At 45.2% G+C, this 21,991-nt stretch carries 24 protein-coding genes and 1 riboswitch; of the genes, 19 read left to right on the forward strand and 5 right to left on the reverse strand.

The genetic code is table 11. The features are described 5' to 3' along the window. The first annotated feature begins 16 nt into the window (after positions 1 to 16). From D5E69_RS11045 to D5E69_RS11060, 4 genes are all read left to right on the forward strand, one after another. Entirely contained in the window at positions 17 to 316 is a 300-nt protein-coding gene (locus tag D5E69_RS11045; RefSeq protein WP_048003552.1) for a putative quinol monooxygenase, read from the forward strand. Between the two features lie 69 nt (positions 317 to 385). Continuing rightward, on the forward strand, positions 386 to 769 hold the full coding sequence (locus D5E69_RS11050; protein ID WP_048003553.1) for a nuclear transport factor 2 family protein: 384 nt from the start codon (positions 386 to 388) through the stop codon (positions 767 to 769). A gap of 360 nt (positions 770 to 1,129) precedes the next feature. Then, on the forward strand, positions 1,130 to 1,414 hold the full coding sequence (locus D5E69_RS23635; RefSeq protein ID WP_262370522.1) for a CotD family spore coat protein: 285 nt from the start codon (positions 1,130 to 1,132) through the stop codon (positions 1,412 to 1,414). A 103-nt stretch (positions 1,415 to 1,517) separates the two neighbouring features. Next, complete coding sequence (locus D5E69_RS11060) at positions 1,518 to 4,571, forward strand: DEAD/DEAH box helicase (protein ID WP_159129649.1); 3,054 nt, start codon at positions 1,518 to 1,520, stop codon at positions 4,569 to 4,571. Positions 4,572 to 4,854: 283 nt separating this feature from the next. On the opposite strand, the gene D5E69_RS11065 is transcribed toward D5E69_RS11060, so the two are convergent. Then, positions 4,855 to 5,352 (reverse strand): DinB family protein, encoded by a 498-nt coding sequence (locus tag D5E69_RS11065; protein ID WP_048014253.1) that lies wholly within the window; start codon positions 5,350 to 5,352, stop codon positions 4,855 to 4,857. A gap of 128 nt (positions 5,353 to 5,480) precedes the next feature. Between D5E69_RS11065 and D5E69_RS11070 the strand changes: the two genes are divergently transcribed. From D5E69_RS11070 to D5E69_RS11100, 7 genes are all read left to right on the forward strand, one after another. Then, positions 5,481 to 5,669, forward strand: a complete 189-nt coding sequence (locus D5E69_RS11070) for a hypothetical protein (RefSeq protein WP_048003556.1) — start codon at positions 5,481 to 5,483, stop codon at positions 5,667 to 5,669. A gap of 138 nt (positions 5,670 to 5,807) precedes the next feature. Next, the gene (locus tag D5E69_RS11075; RefSeq protein WP_048003557.1) at positions 5,808 to 6,548 is read left to right on the forward strand and encodes a glycosyltransferase; all 741 of its coding nucleotides are present in this window, start codon (positions 5,808 to 5,810) and stop codon (positions 6,546 to 6,548) included. 31 nt (positions 6,549 to 6,579) lie between these two features. Beyond that, positions 6,580 to 7,782 (forward strand): glycosyltransferase family 4 protein, encoded by a 1,203-nt coding sequence (locus tag D5E69_RS11080; RefSeq protein WP_148795099.1) that lies wholly within the window; start codon positions 6,580 to 6,582, stop codon positions 7,780 to 7,782. A gap of 96 nt (positions 7,783 to 7,878) precedes the next feature. Next, positions 7,879 to 8,760 (forward strand): sulfite exporter TauE/SafE family protein, encoded by an 882-nt coding sequence (locus D5E69_RS11085; protein ID WP_159130348.1) that lies wholly within the window; start codon positions 7,879 to 7,881, stop codon positions 8,758 to 8,760. Positions 8,761 to 8,988: 228 nt separating this feature from the next. Then, entirely contained in the window at positions 8,989 to 9,576 is a 588-nt protein-coding gene (locus tag D5E69_RS11090; protein WP_231579029.1) for a TetR/AcrR family transcriptional regulator, read from the forward strand. A gap of 47 nt (positions 9,577 to 9,623) precedes the next feature. Continuing rightward, positions 9,624 to 11,030 (forward strand): MDR family MFS transporter, encoded by a 1,407-nt coding sequence (locus D5E69_RS11095; protein WP_048003561.1) that lies wholly within the window; start codon positions 9,624 to 9,626, stop codon positions 11,028 to 11,030. Between the two features lie 391 nt (positions 11,031 to 11,421). Further along, positions 11,422 to 12,867, forward strand: coding sequence for an N-acetylmuramoyl-L-alanine amidase (locus D5E69_RS11100; protein ID WP_159129650.1), 1,446 nt, complete (start codon positions 11,422 to 11,424; stop codon positions 12,865 to 12,867). A 287-nt stretch (positions 12,868 to 13,154) separates the two neighbouring features. Here the strand turns inward: D5E69_RS11100 and D5E69_RS11105 are convergent, their stop codons facing one another. Further along, positions 13,155 to 13,874: an AAA family ATPase gene (locus D5E69_RS11105; protein WP_249931596.1), complete on the reverse strand. Its 720-nt coding sequence runs from the start codon at positions 13,872 to 13,874 to the stop codon at positions 13,155 to 13,157. A gap of 85 nt (positions 13,875 to 13,959) precedes the next feature. Further along, positions 13,960 to 14,181: a hypothetical protein gene (locus tag D5E69_RS11110; protein WP_048003563.1), complete on the reverse strand. Its 222-nt coding sequence runs from the start codon at positions 14,179 to 14,181 to the stop codon at positions 13,960 to 13,962. 162 nt (positions 14,182 to 14,343) lie between these two features. Here D5E69_RS11110 and D5E69_RS11115 point away from each other — a divergent pair, with 162 nt between their 5' ends. The 5 genes from D5E69_RS11115 to D5E69_RS11135 all read left to right on the forward strand — a co-directional run bounded on the left by D5E69_RS11115 (position 14,344) and on the right by D5E69_RS11135 (position 18,951). Continuing rightward, positions 14,344 to 15,813, forward strand: coding sequence for a flavin monoamine oxidase family protein (locus tag D5E69_RS11115; RefSeq protein ID WP_048012723.1), 1,470 nt, complete (start codon positions 14,344 to 14,346; stop codon positions 15,811 to 15,813). 101 nt (positions 15,814 to 15,914) lie between these two features. Further along, on the forward strand, positions 15,915 to 16,304 hold the full coding sequence (locus tag D5E69_RS11120; protein ID WP_159129652.1) for a CotD family spore coat protein: 390 nt from the start codon (positions 15,915 to 15,917) through the stop codon (positions 16,302 to 16,304). 166 nt (positions 16,305 to 16,470) lie between these two features. Continuing rightward, positions 16,471 to 17,577, forward strand: a complete 1,107-nt coding sequence (spoIIP, locus tag D5E69_RS11125) for a stage II sporulation protein P (protein ID WP_159129653.1) — start codon at positions 16,471 to 16,473, stop codon at positions 17,575 to 17,577. Positions 17,578 to 17,685: 108 nt separating this feature from the next. Further along, positions 17,686 to 18,459, forward strand: coding sequence for an aminoglycoside 6-adenylyltransferase (locus D5E69_RS11130; RefSeq protein ID WP_048003566.1), 774 nt, complete (start codon positions 17,686 to 17,688; stop codon positions 18,457 to 18,459). Between the two features lie 57 nt (positions 18,460 to 18,516). Beyond that, entirely contained in the window at positions 18,517 to 18,951 is a 435-nt protein-coding gene (locus tag D5E69_RS11135) for a DUF2512 family protein (RefSeq protein WP_048003567.1), read from the forward strand. Between the two features lie 37 nt (positions 18,952 to 18,988). Here D5E69_RS11135 and D5E69_RS11140 read toward each other — a convergent pair whose 3' ends face one another. Then, on the reverse strand, positions 18,989 to 19,240 hold the full coding sequence (locus D5E69_RS11140) for a hypothetical protein (RefSeq protein WP_048003568.1): 252 nt from the start codon (positions 19,238 to 19,240) through the stop codon (positions 18,989 to 18,991). 158 nt (positions 19,241 to 19,398) lie between these two features. Between D5E69_RS11140 and D5E69_RS11145 the strand changes: the two genes are divergently transcribed. From D5E69_RS11145 to D5E69_RS11155, 3 genes are all read left to right on the forward strand, one after another. Then, positions 19,399 to 19,980, forward strand: a complete 582-nt coding sequence (locus tag D5E69_RS11145; RefSeq protein WP_048016310.1) for a lysophospholipid acyltransferase family protein — start codon at positions 19,399 to 19,401, stop codon at positions 19,978 to 19,980. 151 nt (positions 19,981 to 20,131) lie between these two features. After that, on the forward strand, positions 20,132 to 20,920 hold the full coding sequence (locus D5E69_RS11150) for a hypothetical protein (protein WP_159129654.1): 789 nt from the start codon (positions 20,132 to 20,134) through the stop codon (positions 20,918 to 20,920). Beyond that, on the forward strand, positions 20,920 to 21,381 hold the full coding sequence (locus D5E69_RS11155) for a hypothetical protein (protein ID WP_159129655.1): 462 nt from the start codon (positions 20,920 to 20,922) through the stop codon (positions 21,379 to 21,381). The genes D5E69_RS11150 and D5E69_RS11155 overlap by 1 nt, the downstream gene beginning before the upstream one ends. Before the next feature lie 85 nt (positions 21,382 to 21,466). Here D5E69_RS11155 and fbpA read toward each other — a convergent pair whose 3' ends face one another. Further along, positions 21,467 to 21,664 (reverse strand): Fur-regulated basic protein FbpA, encoded by a 198-nt coding sequence (gene fbpA / locus D5E69_RS11160; protein WP_048003572.1) that lies wholly within the window; start codon positions 21,662 to 21,664, stop codon positions 21,467 to 21,469. 82 nt (positions 21,665 to 21,746) lie between these two features. Continuing rightward, positions 21,747 to 21,852, reverse strand: a riboswitch (SAM riboswitch). Between the last annotated feature and the right edge of the window lie 139 nt (positions 21,853 to 21,991).

The raw sequence follows: 21,991 nt of genomic DNA on the forward strand, positions 1-21,991 counted from the left end.
AAGAGGAGAATGATCCATGATTATTACACACGCTGAACTACAAGTGAACCCTGCAAAAGAAGAAGAATTCCTGGCTGAGATCCGTACGCTGATCGCTGCTTCTAAACAAGAAGAAGGAAACGTGGACTACTCGCTTAAACGCGATGTTGAAAACCCGAATCATTTCACTATGATTGAAATGTGGAAGGATATGGACGCAGTCCAAAGCCATAACAATAGCGAGCACTTCAAGGCATTTGGTGCTAAAGCCCAGGCATTCCTTGCCGGCCCTCTTGCAGTGCGCATGTTCGAAGGACAAGAATTGAAGCTTTCTTAATCAATGAACCGATAAGAAGCAGTTCCTCTTGGAGCTGCTTTTTTTATTGGGAAAATGGAGGATAAGGATATGGAAAATTTAATGAAATATTTTGATCTGTTCGATCAATCCAGAACAAGTGAAAAAGCGTTTGAGGAGTTGAGCAGCCTATTCACAGAGGACATGACGTTTGTATTGAATGGACATGAAAAACACGGCATCGATCAATGGAATCAATTCGTAAAGATGGTGTTCCAGGAAAATGTCGACCTCAAGCATATGTTTGAAGGCTGGGTATATGATGAGAAAGAAGATCTTTATGTAACACCATGGGCAGTCTGCGGAAAACGCAAATCGGGGGAAGTCTACACCCAGACAGGGAAAGATTTTGCCAAACTAGATGCATCAGGAAAAATCACTTATCTGGCTAATGTGCCTGACAATACCGACATGTTTTCTGATTATAAGAAGTAATGCGGTATTGATTGACACCTTCTGAAATAAGAAGGTGTTTTTTAATGAATAAACAAAAATTTTTGTTGTGTCATGTACAATACTATTTCAAGTAGAAGTTGATGAGTATGAGCAGGCATTATGGTCAAGCAGCGGGCATCGCTGTTTTTTTTTTTTTTCGAAAATCTTTTTACGAAATGGGTATTCATACAGACAATGGACGCTTGTCCTGCTTATACTATCTTAGACCCAGAGAAAGAGAGGAGGATACAGATTATGTATAAAGGAAATAAAGGAGTTCAAGGTGCCCAAAGCGGGCAACAGCCGATGAACTGCGGGTATCCGCAGGTTTCTCCAGCCCAAACCAAACCGACACAAATGATGCCGGCTCAGACCAGCCCAACAAAACAATTCACCGAAAACGTTAATCAGGAAGTCCAAATCCCTATGGTTCATCCAAGCCACACCACTCAGGTGAATCACACTCATTATAAATATGTACACTCTTATCCACACACACAATCGGTGGTCAATTCCGTTTCGGAAGAACATGTATGCGCAGAGCCGCAACAACAGATGCCGATGCATCACTGCCCACCACCTTGCCCGCCTCGTCCGTGCCCACCACGTCCATGTTGCAGGCCAAGACCAGGATATTTCTGGTGATAAGGAATGGTGTCCTTTAAGGACACCATTTTTTTGTGGGTAGGTTCCGTTCCAAGCCGATAGTTGGTATCATGAGGAGTAGAATGTTGAAAGGAATCGAGATATGTACAGACTGACAGACCGCATGATCAAAGATCGATGCGGAGATCAATCATATAAAAAAGGACAAGAGTATGTGAGGCGCAATCGTGTACACATCCTTTCTAAACGGGATGAACATGTGAGCGCAACGGTGAAGGGCGATGAAGACTTCTCTGTGACGATCAACCTGAGCGATGATCGAGCCTCCTGTTCATGTCCCAAACTGGCATCATTCAAGAAGGAATGCCAGCATATTGCAGCGGTGTGGCTGGCTTTGAAAGATGAGGCTGCCGCAGATGGACTAATCGCACTCTTCAATGAGGAAAAAAGCGTCCCTACTGTAAAAGCGCATTTCGAAACCAGGGATGTCCTGCACCTTCACTGGCTCCTAAGGTACGAAGAAACCATGTATCTGTATCTTATTATAGAAGGAAGGGAAATTCTTGACATCCATGGCTTCACTGAAGCGGTTAAAGAAGGGAAGCGTTACAGGATTTCCAACGATTTCGATTATCTTCCATCCTCCCATTGTCTTCAGCTTGAGGACATGCAGCTGTTGGATTGTCTAGAGCATAGTAGGGAAGGACATCCGGATACGGGATCACTTATTATTTCGCCTTCTGCATGGAGGGGCATTCAACCTCTCCTTACGTACGTTAAGGCTTCCTTCGAATATCCAACGGGGGAGCGGACAGGATTTACTGTCTCCAAAGACATGCCGGACATAGGCTTTCATTTTGATCATACAGAACAAGGTTTTACCTTGCATATCAAGGGTGTCCGAGATCTACAGGTCATTCCTCCCTATGAATTGGTCATGGATGACGGGATCTTCAGGACATTGCCTGCACCCAATGGGCGCAAACTGATAGAGATGAAAAAGTTGCTTACGTCATCTTCTGATGTGATCAGGATTCCCCACACTCAGATCAATCTGTTTGTTGAAAAGGTGGCAGTAGGGTTAAAAGACCTGGGGGAAGTTACATTCTCTGAAACGATGATGACGTTGATCACCCACACCCCACTGGAAGCGAAGCTTTACCTTGATCGGGTAGGGAACAGGCTGTTGGCCGGGTTGGAATTTCAATATGGGCATCTCTCAATCAATCCGCTTGCCTCTGTTCAGGACGATGGACAATTCCTGAGGGATCGTGTCCAGGAGCAGCTTATTCTCGAAAAAATCGATCAGATTCCTTTCACCCGCACGGAAGAAGGCTTATACCTTCAAAATGAAGAATTGGAATTTGATTTTTTGACCTACGGGGTGAATGACCTCAAAGGGTACATGAACATATATGCGACGACTGCCGTCCGCAATCGTCTATATAAACGCAAGGCCTTGCCTAGACTTCGAGTGAAGGTGAATAAGGAAAGGGGCAACTGGCTTCATTTTTCATTCGATATGAATGGGATTCCGCAGAAACAGATTGAAGGGATATTGCAGGCATTGGAAGAAAAACGCACCTATTATCCAATGGGTGACGGGTCGTTGTTATCGTTGAAAACGAAAGAAATTCGAGATATGGAGAAATTTCTTCACACCGTCGAGGCCGATCGCCATGACCTTCTGAATGGAATGGGTGTAGTCGTCTCGCCAACTTCCGAGCTTCTTGATCTCGTTGAAGATAGTGACCTTTATCATCTAGATGAATCATATGCTGAATTCATTAAGGGGATCCATCATCCTGAAACATTGCATTATCCTGTTCCACAAGAATTAAAAGGGGTTTTGATGCCCTATCAGGAGACAGGATACTCTTGGCTGAAATATTTAGCTTCATTCCGTTTTGGTGGATTGCTGGCTGATGATATGGGACTCGGAAAAACCCTGCAGGCCATCGCCTATATCCTCTCTGAAAAAGCAGAAATCAATGATTCCGAAGATCCGATCCTGGTAGTATGCCCCTCTTCTGTGGTACATAATTGGCAAAGGGAATTGGAGAAATTCGCCCCGGTTTTGAGGGTGCGGGTGATCGAAGGGACCTCAACAAAACGGAAAAATCTCATGCTGGATACTGGGGCAGATGTATGGATTACATCTTATCCCCTCATACGAATGGATTATCGGCAATATGAAAACGTGAAATTTCATACGGTATTTTTGGATGAAGCCCAAGCCTTTAAAAATCCATACACACAGACCAGCAGGGCGGTGAAGAAAATCCGTTCTAAGAGGATCTTCGCTATGACGGGTACACCCATTGAAAATACATTGGAGGAATTATGGTCGATTTTTCACGTGATTTCGCCAGGTGTACTAGGGGGGATCACAGATTTCAGCCATCTTCAGCCTAAAGAAGCTTCAAGGAAGGTGCGCCCGTTCATTTTGAGGCGTGTGAAAAAGGATGTGCTGACACAGTTGCCCGAAAAGCATGAGTCGGTAGAAATGATTGACCTCTTACCTGAACAAAAGGCATTGTATGCTTCCTATCTTGCGAAACTCAAGCATGATGAATGGAAGCATCTCGATCGCCATACACTGGATAAGAATCGCATCAAAATCCTTGCGGGTCTTACAAGGCTCCGCCAACTCTGCTGTCATCCCGCTCTTTTTGTAGAGGGCTATCAAGGAGGATCTGCTAAACTCCTTCATCTTCTTGCACTGATAAAGGATGCCAAATCGGAAGGGAGAAGGGTCCTCATTTTTTCCCAATTTACAAGTATGCTGAAAATCATTGGTGGCGAGTTGCTTAAACAGGGCACGCCGTATTTCTATCTTAGCGGTGAAACCGATTCACTTGAAAGGGTGGATCTATGCAGGCGTTTTAATGAGGGAGAACGTGATTTCTTCTTGATTTCCTTGAAAGCAGGAGGAACAGGCTTGAATCTACAAGGGGCAGATACCGTCATCTTGTATGATGCGTGGTGGAATCCGGCTGTGGAGAATCAAGCAACGGACCGCGCCCATCGAATGGGACAAACGAAAGAAGTCCAGGTGATTAAATTGTTATCAAAAGGCACAATTGAAGCGAAGATGAATGAGCTTCAGCTGAAAAAGAAGGCGTTATACCACGAGGTGATTGATCAAGATTACCACTGGAGTGTAGAGGACTTGAAAATTTTGATGGAAGAGTGAAAGAGGCTGGGACAAAAGTGTTTTAGTCATAGTAAAACCCGAATTCTTTTGCTCACGATAAGACAAATGAATTCGGGTTTCTTTCATGAACATGACCATTTCACTGTTTCCAACGGGAAGAGTAGCTTATGTGAGAACCCGAAGGCAGGCCGAGGAGGCTCTCACGGGCTATCAGCGGAAAGGGGGGGCTTACACGGAAAACTTGAGCGGTATAAAGAATCTTTACTGATACTGTTCGCCATGAAATGGTCCATTTTTCGTTTTGTCCCAACCTTTTCCTGAATCAGCTCAGCTCTGCTTTCAATTCGCGAATCTGATCGATATGCCGTTTTTCGTGATACCCGATAAAGGGAACCCACTGATCCAATCGTACCATTCCGAATACAGGATGGGGATTTCCCTTTGATTTCAATTCATCCTCAGAGGTTGTTGTGAGAAAATGAAGTAGGTCTTTGCGCGAGTTTTTAAGTTTTTCTCTCATCTCGTCGAGCGTCTTCTTTTCATCGGCAGGTTCGACGTATGAAGGAGCTTGCACTTTTCTTGAGCGGTCGACGGTAAGGTTTACCGGCTTATCGTCAATCATGCTGGTTTCACCGTGTTCTAGTGTTTTAATCATGGAGGCCGTGACAGCCTTTTCCATTAAATATAAATGGTCGACAACCTGCATGATTGTCCAGCGATTTGGATGAAGGCTTTGATTGAGCTTTTCATCTGAAAGGTTTTGTAGTTCATCGAATAGTTCTTTGCGTGTATCTTCAATCAATGTGATCGATTCTTTCATTGTTCTACCTCCTACATGTTTCTTTCATTGTAGTCGTTCAACTCTTATCCGTACAGTAAATGGGTTTCAGAGGGGTTCTTGGGGGTATTGTATGATATGAATGGAGATTATGCTGAAGGGGTGGAGGGATGGATACGATCAAGAACGACATTGAACAATGGATTGCTGAACACTTTTCCGGGGAAGATGTTATCATCGAAGAATATCCTTATCTTCCCCACGGCAAAAAAATAAATGAACCTTTAAAAGATGATTACGTGATCATTTATTATCATGCTCGTTATGACAGGGTGAATTTTTACTTTAAGCCGAACTGAACATGGATCTTTACTGGCTGCGTTGAATGATTTCCATTCAACGCAGCCAGTTTTTTTTAGGTATGGGCAAAGGTCTAATCAGATGTAGCGTGGGATGAATAGGATGTAAAAACTTGTCCGGAATGAGGAGGATTTTTCATGCAGCCCTTGGTTTCAATCATCATCCCTTTTTATAACTGTGCGTTCGTCGACCAAGCCATCGAGAGCGCCCTTCAACAGTCATACCCGAACATCGAAGTTATACTGGTGGACGACGGATCCGATCGGGAAGTAGAAAGGATTCATCCTTATCTGTCTTCGATTCACTATGTGAGGAAAGCAAATGGAGGGACAGCATCTGCCATTAACACGGGCATCCAACATTCAAATGGGGAGTATATCGCCTGGCTGAGTTCGGATGATGTCTTCCTGCCACACAAAGTAGAACAACAAATCCACTTCATGAAGAAACATCATGCGAAGGCAAGCTTTACCAACTATGATTATATCGGACCTGATAATAATCTTCTAATCCCTAAATGCGGTGGACAGTTCCAGCACGCAGAGGAAGTATATCGATCATTTTTGACATCCAACCCGATAAACGGGTGCACCGTTATCTTGCACAGGGAAATCTTTAATCGAGTAGGGTATTTTTCTACGGAGTTCAACTATACTCAAGATTATGAAATGTGGTATCGCATCTTACTAAAAGGCATTCCATTTTACTATCTTGACCAAGTCTTATTGAACTATCGTGCGCACCCCAATCAAGGTACAAGTAAGAACCAGGAAGGAATTAAGAAAGAAACCTATATGATTAAACATCACTATATACCTAAGATTGAAAACTTCCTCAACTTTCAAGGGAACAGGCTAAAGCGAGTAGTGTTCGAATGAAGACAGACCTAAACATGAAAGGTGGATCCGCATGAAGATCTTATTGGTGTCTTACTACCCCCTTCCTTACGCTGGGGGAATATGGACCGTTGTATCGAATCTTCAACAAAAGCTACTTTCCCTTGGTCACCAAGTTGATCTATTTTCACAGCGCCCCGACTTGAGTGGGTATCGTATGCATCATCTGGATCACGGGATGATGCTGGAGGCGATGCGCCCGAAGATTATGGCCAGAATGAACGTAGAATGCCCGTATCACCATCAGCATTCAATCATTCAAAAGGCAGAGATCTATCGTCTTAATTTTGAAATGACATTAAGGGAATATGGATTGGAGTCATACGATATCATTCATGCACAAGATGTCACCGCGGCTCAAATCATCGGTACTATGAAGCCTGGGCATATCCCTTTGGTCACAAGTGCGCATGGAAGTCTCACAAAGGAGATATTCCTCGTATTAAAATCCGTTTATCCCCAGCTATCCGAACATTCAATCCTGACAGGACGCGACTTCAAGTATTATCAAAAACTTGAAGAGCAGGGATATAAGGGAAGCAAGTATATTCACACCCAATCAAGGTGGATGAAGTCTCAAATCGAAGCCGATTTTCGGGTGCCTCCTTCAAAGGTCATTTCGTACCCGCTTGGAATCCATAACAAGCAAATCGGCACACCGGTATCAAAGAGGGGTCAAAAAAAGATACTCATCTTCTCTGGAAGGGTCATCTATCTTAAGGGAATTACCTTTCTGCTTGAAGCCCTATCGCAGGTGAACATGGTCCGGGAAGACTGGGATTGCCTAATTGTCGGAGATGGTGATTACCTACCGGAAGCAAAGGCGTTAGCAAGACGGCTTCAGTTGAATGACCGCGTGTCATTCCTCGGACACCTGCAGAGCATGGAATCCATCCTTGCTCAAGGTGATGTGCTCATCCAGCCGAGTCTTCAGGATACTCAGCCCCTTTCGGTTGTAGAAGGGCAGTTAGCCGGATTGCCGGCGATTGTCAGCGATGCTGCGGGACTTCCAGAGATGATTCAGAATGGATTGAACGGCTTGATTGTTCCCACAGGAGATGTGAGATCATTAAAAAATGCAATAGTGGAATTGCTGAATGATGATGACCGACGCTGCAGGATGGGGCATGCGGCGGTTGCATGGGCCAATGAACGCTGGACATTGGATGCCATGGTTTCCCAGACGCTGGCTCTTTATAAGATGGCTCTGTCATGATCATGGGGCAATGTCTCAAACGGTATGGAACAAGGAATAATGAGGCGATTCTTTATAGGATTCCTGTATATGCCGATCAAGTGGAAGATGAACGTCATGCGTAAATTAATTATTTTTGCCATCGTCGGTTTTTTTGCACAGCTTGTCGACGGCTCCTTGGGTATGGCCTTCGGACTGACGTCTTCCACACTGCTCCTGGCTTATGGAGTTGCACCGGCTATTGCATCTGCTTCCATCCATATGTCTGAGATTGCAACGACTGCTGCGTCGGGGATGGCACACTGGAAGTTCGGAAATGTCAACAAGCGCATGGCCTTGCTCCTTATGATTCCGGGAAGTATCAGTGCCTTCATCGGGGCGGCATTTTTAAGCAGTATCCCCGGAGAGGCGGTTAGACCTTATATATCTTCCTTCTTATTATTATTGGGGTTGTATATTTTCATCCGCTTCCTTTTTTGGCCTTCTTCGTCTGGTGATGAGCATGACGTGAAACCCGCTGCTTATGTGCGAAAAAGGATTTTATTGCCTCTTGGAGCCACGGCTGGCTTTTTTGACGCAATAGGAGGTGGTGGGTGGGGACCTATCAATACACCCGTTCTATTATCCAGGAAGGAGGCAGTGCCAAGGGAGGTAATCGGTACTGTGGACACGAGTGAGTTCGCTGTGACGTTATCTGCTACACTCGGATTTATTCTGTTCCTGGGATGGGGGAATTTTGATTGGCAGTGGGTGGCGGCATTCGTTATAGGAGGCGTAGCAGCAGCACCTATTGCTGCACTGTTGGTCAAGAAACTTCCTTCATTTCTCCTGGGTGTGCTTGTAGGCGGATTCATTATTCTTACCAACTCCTATACGTTACTCACTGCGTTTAACCAACCAAGTACCTTAATCCTGGTGGTATGCTCAGTCATCTTGTTTATGTGGATCCTCGGGGTTATCTACAGTATGAAGGGGAAAAGACTTAAAAAGAATAGATAAAAAGAAACGACTTTGCTCATGAGTGAGCAAAGTGGTTGACATATGACACGATGTCACATAAAGTGGATAAGGTTCCATGTGACATCGTGTCATTTTGTATTGGGGAATCGCTGAAGGATTTTTGTCTTTATTTTATAGCAATGCGGGTATAGACCATTGAAGTTTTCTTCCTGGCATACATCCGTCACAGAGGGAGTGTCCGAATTGCCCAAACCGACTTTTTTTAATTTGCGTGAAGAGAAACGGAGCAGATTGATCGATGCTGCTCGTGAAGAGTTTTCCCGAGTATCCCTTTATGAAGCATCCATTTCAAATATCCTGAAAATGGCGGGGATACCGAGGGGGAGTTTTTATCAGTATTTCGAGGACAAGGAAGACGCATTCTTCTACCTGGTAGGAGAACATGCAAGGGAGAGGTTTGAACACTTCACCTCCTTATTGCGTGAACATAATGGCGACCTTTTTGAAGCAAGCAGGGAACTATTTAGAATGGTCCTGCAGCATTCTAGGGCAAGTGACCAAAACCGTTTCATGCGGAATGTCCTCCTGAATATGAATTATAAAATTGAAAAGACCTTCACCCAGCATTTGACCAAAGAAACGTTGGATCAGCGCTATGCAGAAGTGTATCATCTGATTGATCGAAGTCTTCTCAACATCCAAACAAGGGAGGATCTGTATCATCTCCTCCAGATCAACACCGCGATCACATTCCATAACCTCGTTAAAAGCATATCGGATGAACTTACTGTAAAGGAAGCGCTGAATAAATATGATAGGGAGATCCACATGATAAGGAAAGGGGTTTCCATGTGAAGGATCTTCTGTGAAATAAGACCAGAAGATAGAAGGGAGAATGAAAAATGGAGGATTCGCAACAAACACAAACATTCAACAAAACACCACTGCTTATCGTATTGATCTCCGGTGCGTTTGCCGCCATTCTCAATCAAACGTTATTAGGTACGGCATTGCCCCATATCATGAAAGACCTGAACCTTGATGAAAGTACAGCGCAATGGCTGACATCGATCTTTATGCTGGTCAACGGGATCATGATCCCGGTTACGGCATTTTTGATTGGCCGTTTTACGACGCGGGCTTTATTCCTCAGTGCCATGGGCCTCTTCGCGGTTGGGACAGCTATCTGTGCTGTCGCACCTTCGTTCGGCTTTTTAATGGTAGGAAGAATCATACAGGCCTCTGGTGCAGGAATCATCATTCCGCTGATGCAGACCATCCTGTTCATGATTTATCCAGTAGAAAAAAGGGGAGCGGCCATGGGGATGTTCGGGCTTGTTATCTCATTTGCGCCGGCGATCGGACCATCCCTTTCAGGGTGGATGGTCGAAGAACTCCCTTGGAGGAGTCTGTTTTATGTGATCCTGCCGATCGTGATCGTGGATTTCATCGTTGCCTATTTCCTATTGAAAAATGTGACAAAACGTACATTCCCTAAATTGGACATCCTGTCTGTCATCTTATCTTCATTCGGTTTCGGCGGGTTGCTTTATGGATTCAGTATTGCAGGCTCCAAGGGATGGGGAAGCTACCAGGTGGATCTGTCCATGATCGTGGGTGGACTCTCGCTGCTTTGGTTCATCCTTCGACAGCTCCGCTTGAAAGAGCCGATGCTTCAATTCCGCGTATTTAAAAATTCCATGTTCACGCTGACAACTGCATTAGGCATGATTGTATTCATTGCCATGATCGGTGCAGCTACGGTCCTTCCACTGTACATGCAGAACATGTTAGGCTTTTCAGCGCTCGAATCTGGATTGATGCTCTTGCCGGGTGCTTTGATCATGGGGCTGATGAACCCCATAACCGGCCGGTTGTTTGATAAGTTCGGAGCCAGATGGCTAGCGATCATCGGTCTTACAATCTTATCCCTATCGACATTCATGTTCACCAATTTATCTGCAGAAACGACATTTTCTTACTTGGCAACTTGGAATGCAGTAAGGATGTTCGGGGTGGCCATGGTGATGATGCCTGTTACAACAGCAGGACTCAATCAGCTTCCTTCGAATCTGATCCCTCATGGTACGGCCATGAACAATACGATGCGTCAGGTTTCCGGCGCCATGGGTACGGCCATGCTCGTGACCGTCATGACCACAAGCGCCATTCCAACGAAAGGGTTGGAGGGCATGATCCACGGGGTGAACGTTTCCTTCGTGGTGGCGGGCATCACCGCAATCTTGGCACTGATCCTGTCATTTTTTGTGAGGAATCCCGGTTCAAGAAGAATCAAGGGAAGTGCGTAACAGAGAATACACGAAATCTGATACCTAGCACATTGATCCGAGCGACCAATCGCCTTTCGATTGGTTGCTCGGATTTTTTCTTTTCCCCAAACCGTGAAGAATTCCGAATCTAGTAACTATCCATTCATCCACACCAACTCTTCCTCCGGCTCATATGGTATAGGAGGAGGTGATAGACTTGTGAAAGCACTTTGGAAACACGTAAGAAACCCGCTTTCCTCGAATCCAGATCCCCTGCGTGATCTGGAAAAGGCAAAGGAGATACCGAGGATGGCTAACTTCGGCTTTGCCACACGCCCTCTACGTTTCTAAATGATTGGCAGCTTGTCCGAACATGCTGGTATAATCCTGCATATACTATAGTAGCAACGATTAAAGGAGGATGTAACAAGTGAAGGTCATAATGATTGATCCCGGTCATGGTGGAAGCGATCCCGGGGCAAGCTATAAAGGCCATGAAGAGAAGTATTATAATCTGCTCATAGCTCATGGACTGAGAGATTTCCTGCTGAAACATTATCAGGTCAACGTGATCATGACCCGTGAATCCGACCGGGAATTATCTTTAGAGGAAAGAAGCCGACTTGCCAATGCCAGAGGAGTTGATTTCTTTTTATCCATCCACCATAACGCAGGGGGTGGGACAGGGTTCGAAAGCTATATTTATGATGGAAGGGTATCAAATGATATGGTATCCCTCCAAGCCACCATCCACAATGAAATCGTCTCATCCATCAACAAGCATAGTGTGGTGGACCGAGGAAAGAAGAGGGCGAACTTTCATGTACTGAGGGAAACAACCATGAACGCTCTATTAGTGGAGGTCCTATTCATCGATCGTGATACCGATGTCGCTTTGATGCAGTCACCGGCGTTCAGATCAGATGTAGTCTCCGGATTAGGAAAGGGCGTTGCCAAAGCATTGGCGCTGCCTGATGCACAAAAGGCAACATTCAAAGTGATTGCGGGGTCCTTCAGCGATCGAAAAAATGCTGAAGAGAGGCTGGAAGAGCTTGCCGCTAGAAAAATCGATTCCTTCATCACGTCCTTACTACTTGATGGAAAAACATATTACCGGGTCCAGGCAGGGGCATTTGCCGATCGGCCAAATGCTGAAAACCTGGTTCAAACGTTGAAGGGATATAAGATCGATGCTTTCCTGGTCGTTGAAGGCGCAGTTTCATCCGTGCCTCCCGTATCTCCACCAAAGCCAACGAATACGCCAAAACCTAGCTCTCCGCCAACTTCCGCCCCAAAACCGACCCCTCCGCCACAATCTCCTTCAAAACCGGGGTATTCCATCCTGGGGGAAAGTATGTTGAAAGGTCATCAACTTGATGAGTTTGCAAGGAAGGTGAACCCTGCAGCACCTCTTCTCGGAGCTTACTATGCCACTCTCGGAAGACTGTACGGTATACGGGGTGATGTGGCTTATGCCCAAGCACTGCATGAAACGAACTTTTTCCGATTTACTGGACAAGTTAAAGCTTCGCAGAATAATTATGCCGGGATCGGGACGACTGGACCAGGTGCGGATGGCGCACAGTTCAGTACCCCTGAGGAAGGCGTCCACGCTCACCTTCAGCATCTATTCGCTTATGCGACCACATCCCCATTGCCGGGTAGTATTCCACTCATCGATCCACGTTTTTCCCTTGTGAAAAGGGGGATCGCCCGAGACTGGACAGATCTAAACGGAAAATGGGCCGTGCCCGGGACCACTTATGGTCAAATGATTTTGGCTCTGCATGAACGGAATCTAAGCGATTCCATAGCCTCGTCAAAGGCACAGATTTTATTGATGGAAGATGCGATGAAGCAGCTGATGAATAAGTAAATGCATAAAGAGGCTCGTACAAAGGTGTTTTTGTCATAGTAAAACCCGCATTCATTTGCCTGCAATAAAGTAAATGAATGCGGGTTTTTAATTTGTTTCATGACCATTCCGATTTCATTGTTTTCAGTGGTTGATAGAGGTGCAAGACTAAGACTCCTGCGGGAAGTGTAGCTTTTGTGAGACCCGGCAGGCTCACGGGCTACACGCGGAATGCGAAGTCTTGCACGAGCGTATAAAGAATCTATAATGGAACCTTTTTAGTTTGTCCCAGCTTTTTTAGAGGAAGATTAATCGTCTTTCAACAGATGGTGGATCATTCTTTTATGATCATTGAAGAATTGCTGCATGATGCGGTAGTGTCCGACTTCTTCCAATTTCCTTTCCCTTACACCGTCTTCGCCAAGCTCGATGATGGTTGAGGAGGGATAGGCCATCAAGATAGGGGAGTGGGTGGCAATGATGAACTGAGATTTTTGATTGACGAGCTCATGGATCCTTGTCAGCATAGACATTTGTCGCAGTGGGGAAAGGGCAGCTTCCGGTTCATCCAGGATATAGACTCCGTGACCGCGGAAGCGATTCATGAATGTGGAGAAAAATGCTTCCCCATGGGACTGCTCATGAAGGGATTTGCCGCCATACGAATCGATGATCGGTGCGCCAAAAGGGTCTTCATCGAGTTTTGAAATCTGGGTGGCTACATTGTAAAAGCTCTCAGCACGTAGAAAATAGCCATCTGTGGGTTTTTTTGGACCACGGATGATGCGGAGATATTGATCAAGGTCACTGTGTGAATCATACGTTGAAAACTGAAGGTGGAGGGAGCCTCCCTCAGGGTTGAATCCCATGGCAGCAGCTATTGATTCGAGAAGGGTTGATTTCCCCATGCCGTTTTCACCGACAATAAAGGTCACATCACGGTCCAGGTTGATTTCGTCGAGGGTACGGATGCTCGGGATATTAAATGGGTATCGATCAAATGAGGGAACCTCTTCTCTTTTTAACATAATGCTTCTCAGATAGCTGAACGTATGCATAAAAACCTCCTTATAATAAAAAAGGACATCACTTAAACATGATGCCCACTTGTTCTTATGAGGATGACGTCAGTTCCAGGATGATGGAAGTGAGGTCTTCGATGTCTGAATAGTAGGTTACAGAATGGGGACCAGTCTTCAGTAGAAACAGCTGCCCTTCCCTATCGAATGAAATGGAGATCTCTTTGGGTTCTTCACTCATGAAGGTATGAGTGATTTCACTTTCATCGAACTCCTTCATCGTTTTTAGAAGCTTGACTACAACATCACGTGTCATAGATTTCCCCCCTTTGATCACTAAAGGGATTGACTAAATACAGTCTCTTAGACCCAATGACTATCCTCAGTATAACAGAGATATCCACAAAAAGAAACGCATGTTCTCTTGCGTATAGGGCTGGCCACCCGCACATATGATGGGAGAAAGGGGGAGGGGAATATGAATCAGTGGGGAATCAGATCGGGGGCACGGTCTCCTGACTATCCTGACGACATGCTCGCTATCATAAAACGCGGGCTGCCGCGGGGAAAAGGGAAGAAAAAGATCTTGATCATCGGGGCAGGACTCAGTGGCCTAGTGTCAGCATCATTATTGAAGAAGGCTGGACATGATGTCACACTTTTGGAAGGTAATAATCGGCTCGGAGGCAGGGTGTATACGAAACGTTCACCTTTTTCTAAGGGAAACTATCTTGATATGGGAGCCATGAGGATTCCGGATAACCATCGATTGGTGATGGAGTACATCCGTATGTTCAACCTGCCGACCAATGCCTTTTTGAACACCACGCCATACGACAAGCTGTATGTGAATGGGGTCTATAAAACGGTTGAAGAATATGAGAACAATCCAGATGTTTTAGGGTTTCCACTGAACGAATCAGAAAAAGGCAAGACGGCGGAACAGCTTTTCCTGGAAACGACCAAACCGTTCATCGATGCTTATCAAAATGGAAGCAGGGAGGAGCGCAAACGCCTTATAGAGGAATTCTCAAATTACTCAATGGGCAGATTCCTGCGGGAAAGTCCCTACGGAAACCCCCTTTCTCTCAATGCCATCAGAATGATCAGCGTGCTCCTCGGGATAGAAGGATTCCCGGAGTTTTCGTTTGCCGACATTCTGACCGATATCATTTATCCAATCTTCAGGAAAGAAACGAAATTCAATCAGATCACAGGAGGAAATGATCGTCTTCCATATGCCTTCCAGGAAGAATTGAAAGAAAACCTGCTTATGAATCAACAGGTTTACCGGATCGTGCAGGGACCAGACGGCGTTGAAGTATATACACGTACCGGAGCACCTGGCGTCCACAGGGGGGATTTTGCCCTGGTGACCGTTCCTTTCACGGTTTTACAGACGATTGACATTGAGCCCTATCAGTCTATTTCCTTTAAGAAGTGGCAGGCGATAACGGAATTGACCAATGTCCCTGCGGTCAAGGTTGGTATAGAGTTTAAAACCAGGTTCTGGGAGGAAATGAAGATCGGTAATATCATCTCAGATCTTCCGTCCCGGTTCACGTATGTGCCGAGTAACGGGATCGGCAGTGGCCGGCCAGGTGTCCTTCTGGCGAGCTACAGTTGGGGTCAGAATGCCCTTCTATTGAATAGCATGTCTAAAGAAGCTGTTCTTGCCAATGTTCTGAAAGATCTTGAAAAGTTTTATGGCCCCAGGGTCTACACGGAAATCAGCTCATATGCAGTATACAATTGGAGTGTCAATCCATTTTCGGCGGGCTGCTTTACGTTATTTACCCCTGGGCAGGAAACGGATATTGCTGATTATATCCAGCAACCTGAGGGAAGACTTCATTTTGCAGGGGAGCATACCTCATCCTTCCACGGATGGATGGAAGGGGCTATCGAATCTGGAATCAGGGCCGCTTACGAGTTGAATGCAAGATAGCATACCCAAATCTATGAAAATAGGAGCTTATCCCACACCTTTTCCTATATGAAGCATACTCTATCAAGTAAGGTATTTTAGTAGGAAAGGGGGAAAAATAAGTGGGAAATTACCAACACAACAGAAGAGTTTCACCTGATCGCGATAGAGATCGTGATCGTGATCGTGATGAAGTCATCGTTAACCCTACTCAGCGCGTTGTGAATACCCGTACGAAAACGCGCACTGTTAAGAACATCCACCCGACTGAAATCATCAACGTCAACCGTACCATTGTCCGTAATGAAAATTATTACCCTGTACGTACGAGGGAGGTCAACGAAACAGTGGTTGAAAACTACGACTGTGGAAGGGATATCAATCGTCCTGATTGCAGAAGGGTAAGTCCGGGAAGCGGATGGGTCCGTCCGGCAAATGATGATCGTGGTCGCAATGAATGTGGCAATCGCTGTGGAAACCGCAACCGCTGCTGTGGCTGCAGGTGGTTCTAGTATAAAAGCATCCTTCGGGGTGCTTTTTTCCTTTGTGAGGAATAAAACCTTCTATTATCGATTCATGGAGCATAGATTGAACTAGTAAAACTAAAAAATGGGAGATCTTATGATGCCGAATTTTCCTAGAAACCGAAACAGTTTAGTTCCACTCGTCGCCGTCTCATTGAAAGCTATCATAAGGGTCGTCGTAATTGGAGTCATTGTGATGTATGCCTCCATCTGGCTTATTTCCACCATGGCCATCAAGCTGAAGGTCGATAGCCTCCTGTATTCCTCTGTATCGGAAATGGTTCCGAAACAGACCTTCCTTATGCTCCTTTCACAGGAGATGACGGGATTGAGGATAGCCAATGAAGATCAGCTCAATCATGATTTTGATTGGCTTGAAAGTGTCACGAATGTATCCCTATTGGATCCGAGGAGTTTATTTGGTAGGGAAATACCCGGGATTGAAAATTATCATACCCATATAGCGGTAGCAGGTAAGGGAACAGATATTACAAATCTACCGTACGAATCACCAGCCCCAACCGATGAGCAGCTGACCAATCAGGAAGTGGACCAGGACCAGATCGACCAGGCGAATGACTCCAAGGACGACGGGGTAAAAGAAGTGGACAAGAAGTCTGTATTCATTTATCACTCCCACAGCTGGGAAGCATTCAGTCCACTCATTAAGAATAATCAATCGAGCGATCCGGCCAGCACGAACGAAAAAGTCAATGTCATCGCAGTCGGCGCCAAGCTGAAACAGGAATTGGAGTCAAAAGGCATCGGGACCATCCAGGACAAAACCGATGTGAATCAGGCACTGAAAGAAAAGAGCTGGACCTATTATGAATCCTATAAATTATCAAGGGGTCTTGTCCAAGAAGCCATCGCCCAGGACGAAGATCTGAATTATATCATCGATGTACACCGGGACTCACAGCCTAAGAAAGTGACCACTAAAACCATCAACGGGAAACCGTATGCCCGCCTTTTCTTTATCGTAGGGAAGGAAAATAAAAATTATGAAAAGAACCTGAAAATTGCCAGGGATCTTCACGCCAAGCTGGAAAAAGATTATCCGGGCATCAGCAGGGGGGTATTCGTCAAAACAAAGGCAGAGGGGAATGGCGTATACAATCAGGATCTGACCGAAAGGGCCCTGCTCCTTGAGTTCGGCGGGGTAGAGAATAACCTGGTGGAACTTTACAACTCTACAGAAGCTTTCGCTGAAATCTTTGCAGAATATTATCACAAAGATGCAATCGAAGTAAACAATTGAACGGGCCTCATGGGCTTGTTCTTTTTTTGGGAAGAAATAAAAAAGAATTGAAGAAAACACGAATAAGGAATATAATGGCGTAATATCAAAAAAGAGGAAGTGTGGAGGATGAAGCAAAAGATTGCTGTCGAAGCCATTGCAGATAGTCTGAAAAAAGATGGCAGGGTGAAAAGCATTTATGTAAAGGGATCGATGGGGCGTGAAGAAGAAGATGAGTTTTCCGACGTGGACCTTTATTGCCTTGTCGAGGAACACGATCTGACGTCATTCCTTCAGGACCGGCTTCAACACCTGGAAGCCTACGGGAAGCTCCTATTTCATGATGATTTGTTCATCATCGCCCCACAAATCATTGCAGTTTATGAAGACCTGCTTCATGTCGACCTCTTCACGGTCACGGAAAAGACATTCAAGCAGAAAGATTATTTCAAGGTCATCTATGACCCTGAAGGCAAGTTGAGCCCATTCGAGAGAAGTCAAAACCTTTTATTATCCGATGCCGAATTCAACGAATTCGCTGGTGACACCGGTTGGTTCCTATTCCAATACCTCAAAGCGATGAGAAGGGGAAACGATCTTTGGGCCGCGGAAATGCTGCAGCACACAATGAGGAATTTCTCCAGTGTGCTTTTGCAACGATACAAGCCTGAGAGGGCACAGCTCGGGTATAAATCCCTTGAGACGAGTCTTCCTGAGCAACTTGTCGGAAATGTGAAGAAAATCATGGGGCTCATAGGACCTTTCACTCATCAACAGGCTGCCAGTGAGATCCTGCGACTGATTGAAGCTGAGAGAGGATGGATCAGGTCAGAGTGGAAAGACGAACAAGGAAACCGACTGTTGGATACCATGCTCAGTACATTGGAAGGTATAAGAAAGTAGGAAGTCTGATACATAATCCGTTCTTTCCTGCAAACCCTAAAGGCAGGAGGGATGTTCTTGAAGTATGTTTCAGCTTTTCTATTAAAACTGGTCGTCACATTCCTGATCCTCTACACGGTGTTGGCAGGGATTCAAAATTTAACTATGGGATCCATCATTGCATTGACTGGTGTACTCGTCCTGATCGGTTATCTCCTCGGTGATTTGTACCTGCTGCCAAGAACAACGAACGGTTGGGCAGTGCTTGCAGACTTTGGTTTGAGCTCCATCGTGGTTTATTTTCTCAGTTCGGCCATGGTGACTGGTTCTCAAACCTTTCTTGTAAGGTCTTTTGTGGCGGCAGTGGCAGTGAGCTCATTCGAGTGGTTTTTTCACCGTCATCTCAGGAAAAATGTGTTTTCGCCCGAGTCCTCTGTCCCCGTTTATCGTCAGGATTATCAAACCGAAGCATCAGAAGAATTTCAACCTGACCTCGAGAGGGATGAAAGATAAAAGGACGGTATGCTTCCATACCGTCCTTTTCAATGACTCAGCGGGAATCTCCAGTCTTGTTGAATGTCATGGAAAACTGTCTTACCACTGCATGAACCTCACTGATTTTTTCCTCCTCAAGTAATGCCGTGATCCTTGGGAGGAAGGAGTGGACGTCTTCATTTGAGAAGGTCCCATTCTGCTGTTTTTTGAAGTTCTCCATTAAAATTTCTTTAGCCTCTTCTTCCTTGCCCTCTTGAACCCTTTGTAAAATGAAAGATAGAAACTTTTCTTGTCCTTGTGGATCCATTCCGCGTCCTCCTTGAATTCATCATGGTCATCTTTTTCATCGTACCAGCTGCCTTGCCTATTTTCCAGAGAGTTGCCCATAAAAATTAGTAGTTGTAAAATGGCGGATTTCCACTATAATTAGTACCAGGTATTAAAACTAGATGATGGGGTGATTTCATGTACTCATTTCTCGCAAACCTAGCAAAATTGATTTTTGGAAAAGTGGAAATCCGAAATGCCCATCTACTCCCTAAAGATGGGGGTTACATCGTGACGTGTTCCCACAAAACTTGGCTCGACGTCGTCGCTCTAGGCTTCAGTATGCCCGGACCCGTTCACTTTATGGCGAAGAAGGAATTATTTGACCGCAAGATTCCCGCTTATATCTTACATAAGATTCATGCCTTTCCTGTGAATCGTGAGAACCCTTCCCCTTCAAGTATCAAGAAGCCCGTTAAGCTCCTACGGGCAGGATCGATTGTAGGTGTATTCCCTGGAGGAACCCGTTCAGATGAGGATGTGGAAGCAAAGCGCGGTGCCATCACCATTGCAAACCTCTCCAGGGTACCCATTGTACCGGCAGCCTATCACGGGCCTACATCGTTTAAAGAACTATTGCGTAACCGTCATAAAGCCGTTATCGTTATCGGCCAACCATACACCGTCCGTGCAAAAGACAAGGAACAAATGACTGCGGAAACAAAGGTTTTATCGGGGAAAATCAATGAGTTAATCAAAGAAGCCCAAAAAATAAGCTGAAAGCTGTCCGGACAGATCCGACTTTAGGTCTGTCCGGACAGCTTTTTGTATGATTCGGTATTCATACATATCATTTAATTTCATTTGAACAGGTATGAATCCCTTCCCATGGCAGAAACTATCCAAAGAATGGAGCAGGGAGGAGTATCAAATGAAACGGTTGAATAATGCCGGTGAACAAGGGAATCTTGCATACGTGAGTATTTTCGGCACCACACAGATTCATTTGAGGAACCCCATGATTGTCGCGTTGTGGTCCATGGCTTTTCCGGGGTTCGGTCATCTCCTTCTTTCCAAATACCTTAGAGGTTTCGCCCTGGTGATTTGGGAGATCTATATCAACCAGACCATCCATCTGAATACAGCCATGGTTTATACGTTCATGGGTGATATCGACGCAGCTAAAAGCGTCCTTGATGTACAATTCATGCACTTGTATATTCCGGTGTACTTGTTTGCCATATGGGATAGCCATAGAACCGCCGTCGACTTGAATAAGGTTTATTTGAGTCATATAGGAAACAAGTCGAGCATCAATCAGAGACTCATTATACATCCTTTAGAAATCAACTATCTCGACAAGCGATGCCCTGTTTCAGCTTTTTTTTGGTCGATGGCTATACCGAGCGTCGGGCATTTTTATAATCATCGGATTGTATCCGGTCTTTTCACGCTGGTGACCACTGTAATTTACGTATACCACTCCCATCTGTTGGAGGGAATTCATTATCTCATTTTAGGAAGAGTGGAAACCGCCATAAATGTGCTTGATAAACAATGGTTATTGTATATGCCGTCCTTTTATTTTTTCACCATATATGATGCGTATGTGGGGGTTGTAGAGAACAATAAACTTTTCGACCGGGAACAGTCGGCTCTTCTAAAAAAGTATTATCAGAAGGGATCTTTGTTGATTGGTAGAGGATGGAGGGTCAGGTAGTGCAAATCATCGCATCGTTCAATCATTCATCCTACATTGAGATGAGCATCGTCAAGCTTGAAGAGAGGGGATTGGATGATCTATATGCCATCCCCCTAGAAAGCAGGAAGAAAGAAACAAGGCTGTTTGACTCCATCCATTATTCTGATGGCCATTCCCTTCTCAATAAAGGTATGTTCCTGGCTGTCATCTTTTCGGTCATAACCACTAGTCGTGGGTTTGTATTGGAATGGGGGCCGATCTATTGGGGATTGATTGGTGCAGGGAGCGGACTAGTCCTTGGTTTCCTTATAGACCTGTTCCTGGTTAGGTTCAAGGAGAGAAAACAGATCCTCACCGATCATGCTCAGCCATCTGAGATCATCCTTATCATCAACTGCGGGAACAAGGATGAAGAATGGGTGACCCAGATGCTTTGGGAGCACCATGCATTGGGTATTGCCGCAGTAGGAAAAGAGTGAAAGGAAGGAACAGACGATAAAAAAACCATTCAATATCTCATTATTGAATGGCTTGAACCTAACCAGATGGGGGTTCGTGATCGGTTTAAAGGGTCGCTTTGGCACCATTTACCCAATGGATGGAGCCGGACTCAGTGTGTGGGTGACATTCTTTTTTTACGCAGCGAAACTCCTCTTCCAATTCTTCAAGGGTCAGTTCAAACAGTTGCCTTTCTCCTTTTTTGTACACTTTATGGACGATCAGTTTATTGATCAATTCATTCCTTCTTTGCGTAGTTTCCATCGTATTCACTCCTCATGGATAGTAAGGAAGAGGATAAAAAAATCCCTCTTCGGGATAAGAAGAAGGATTGCCCGGACTCTTCAACTCATCTTTCAAGCAGCTGCTTGAGGAATTAGCACAGTGTTCCCATTAAGGAATCTGTTGCTGAGGTTTCACAGGGCCATTCCCTCTACCTCTCTTGATAAGTATTGTATTGTTTATATTGTAAACCAAGTATACCAAGTTGTCAACTTGGTTTAATGTGCGTTTTCAGACACACAAACTTAGAGTGAATCACTCGAATATCCCGGCCAATCATGATACCGTATGAATAGAATGAATTAAGCG

This window comes from Rossellomorea marisflavi, from assembly GCF_009806575.1.
GTDB lineage: Bacteria > Bacillota > Bacilli > Bacillales > Bacillaceae_B > Rossellomorea > Rossellomorea marisflavi_A.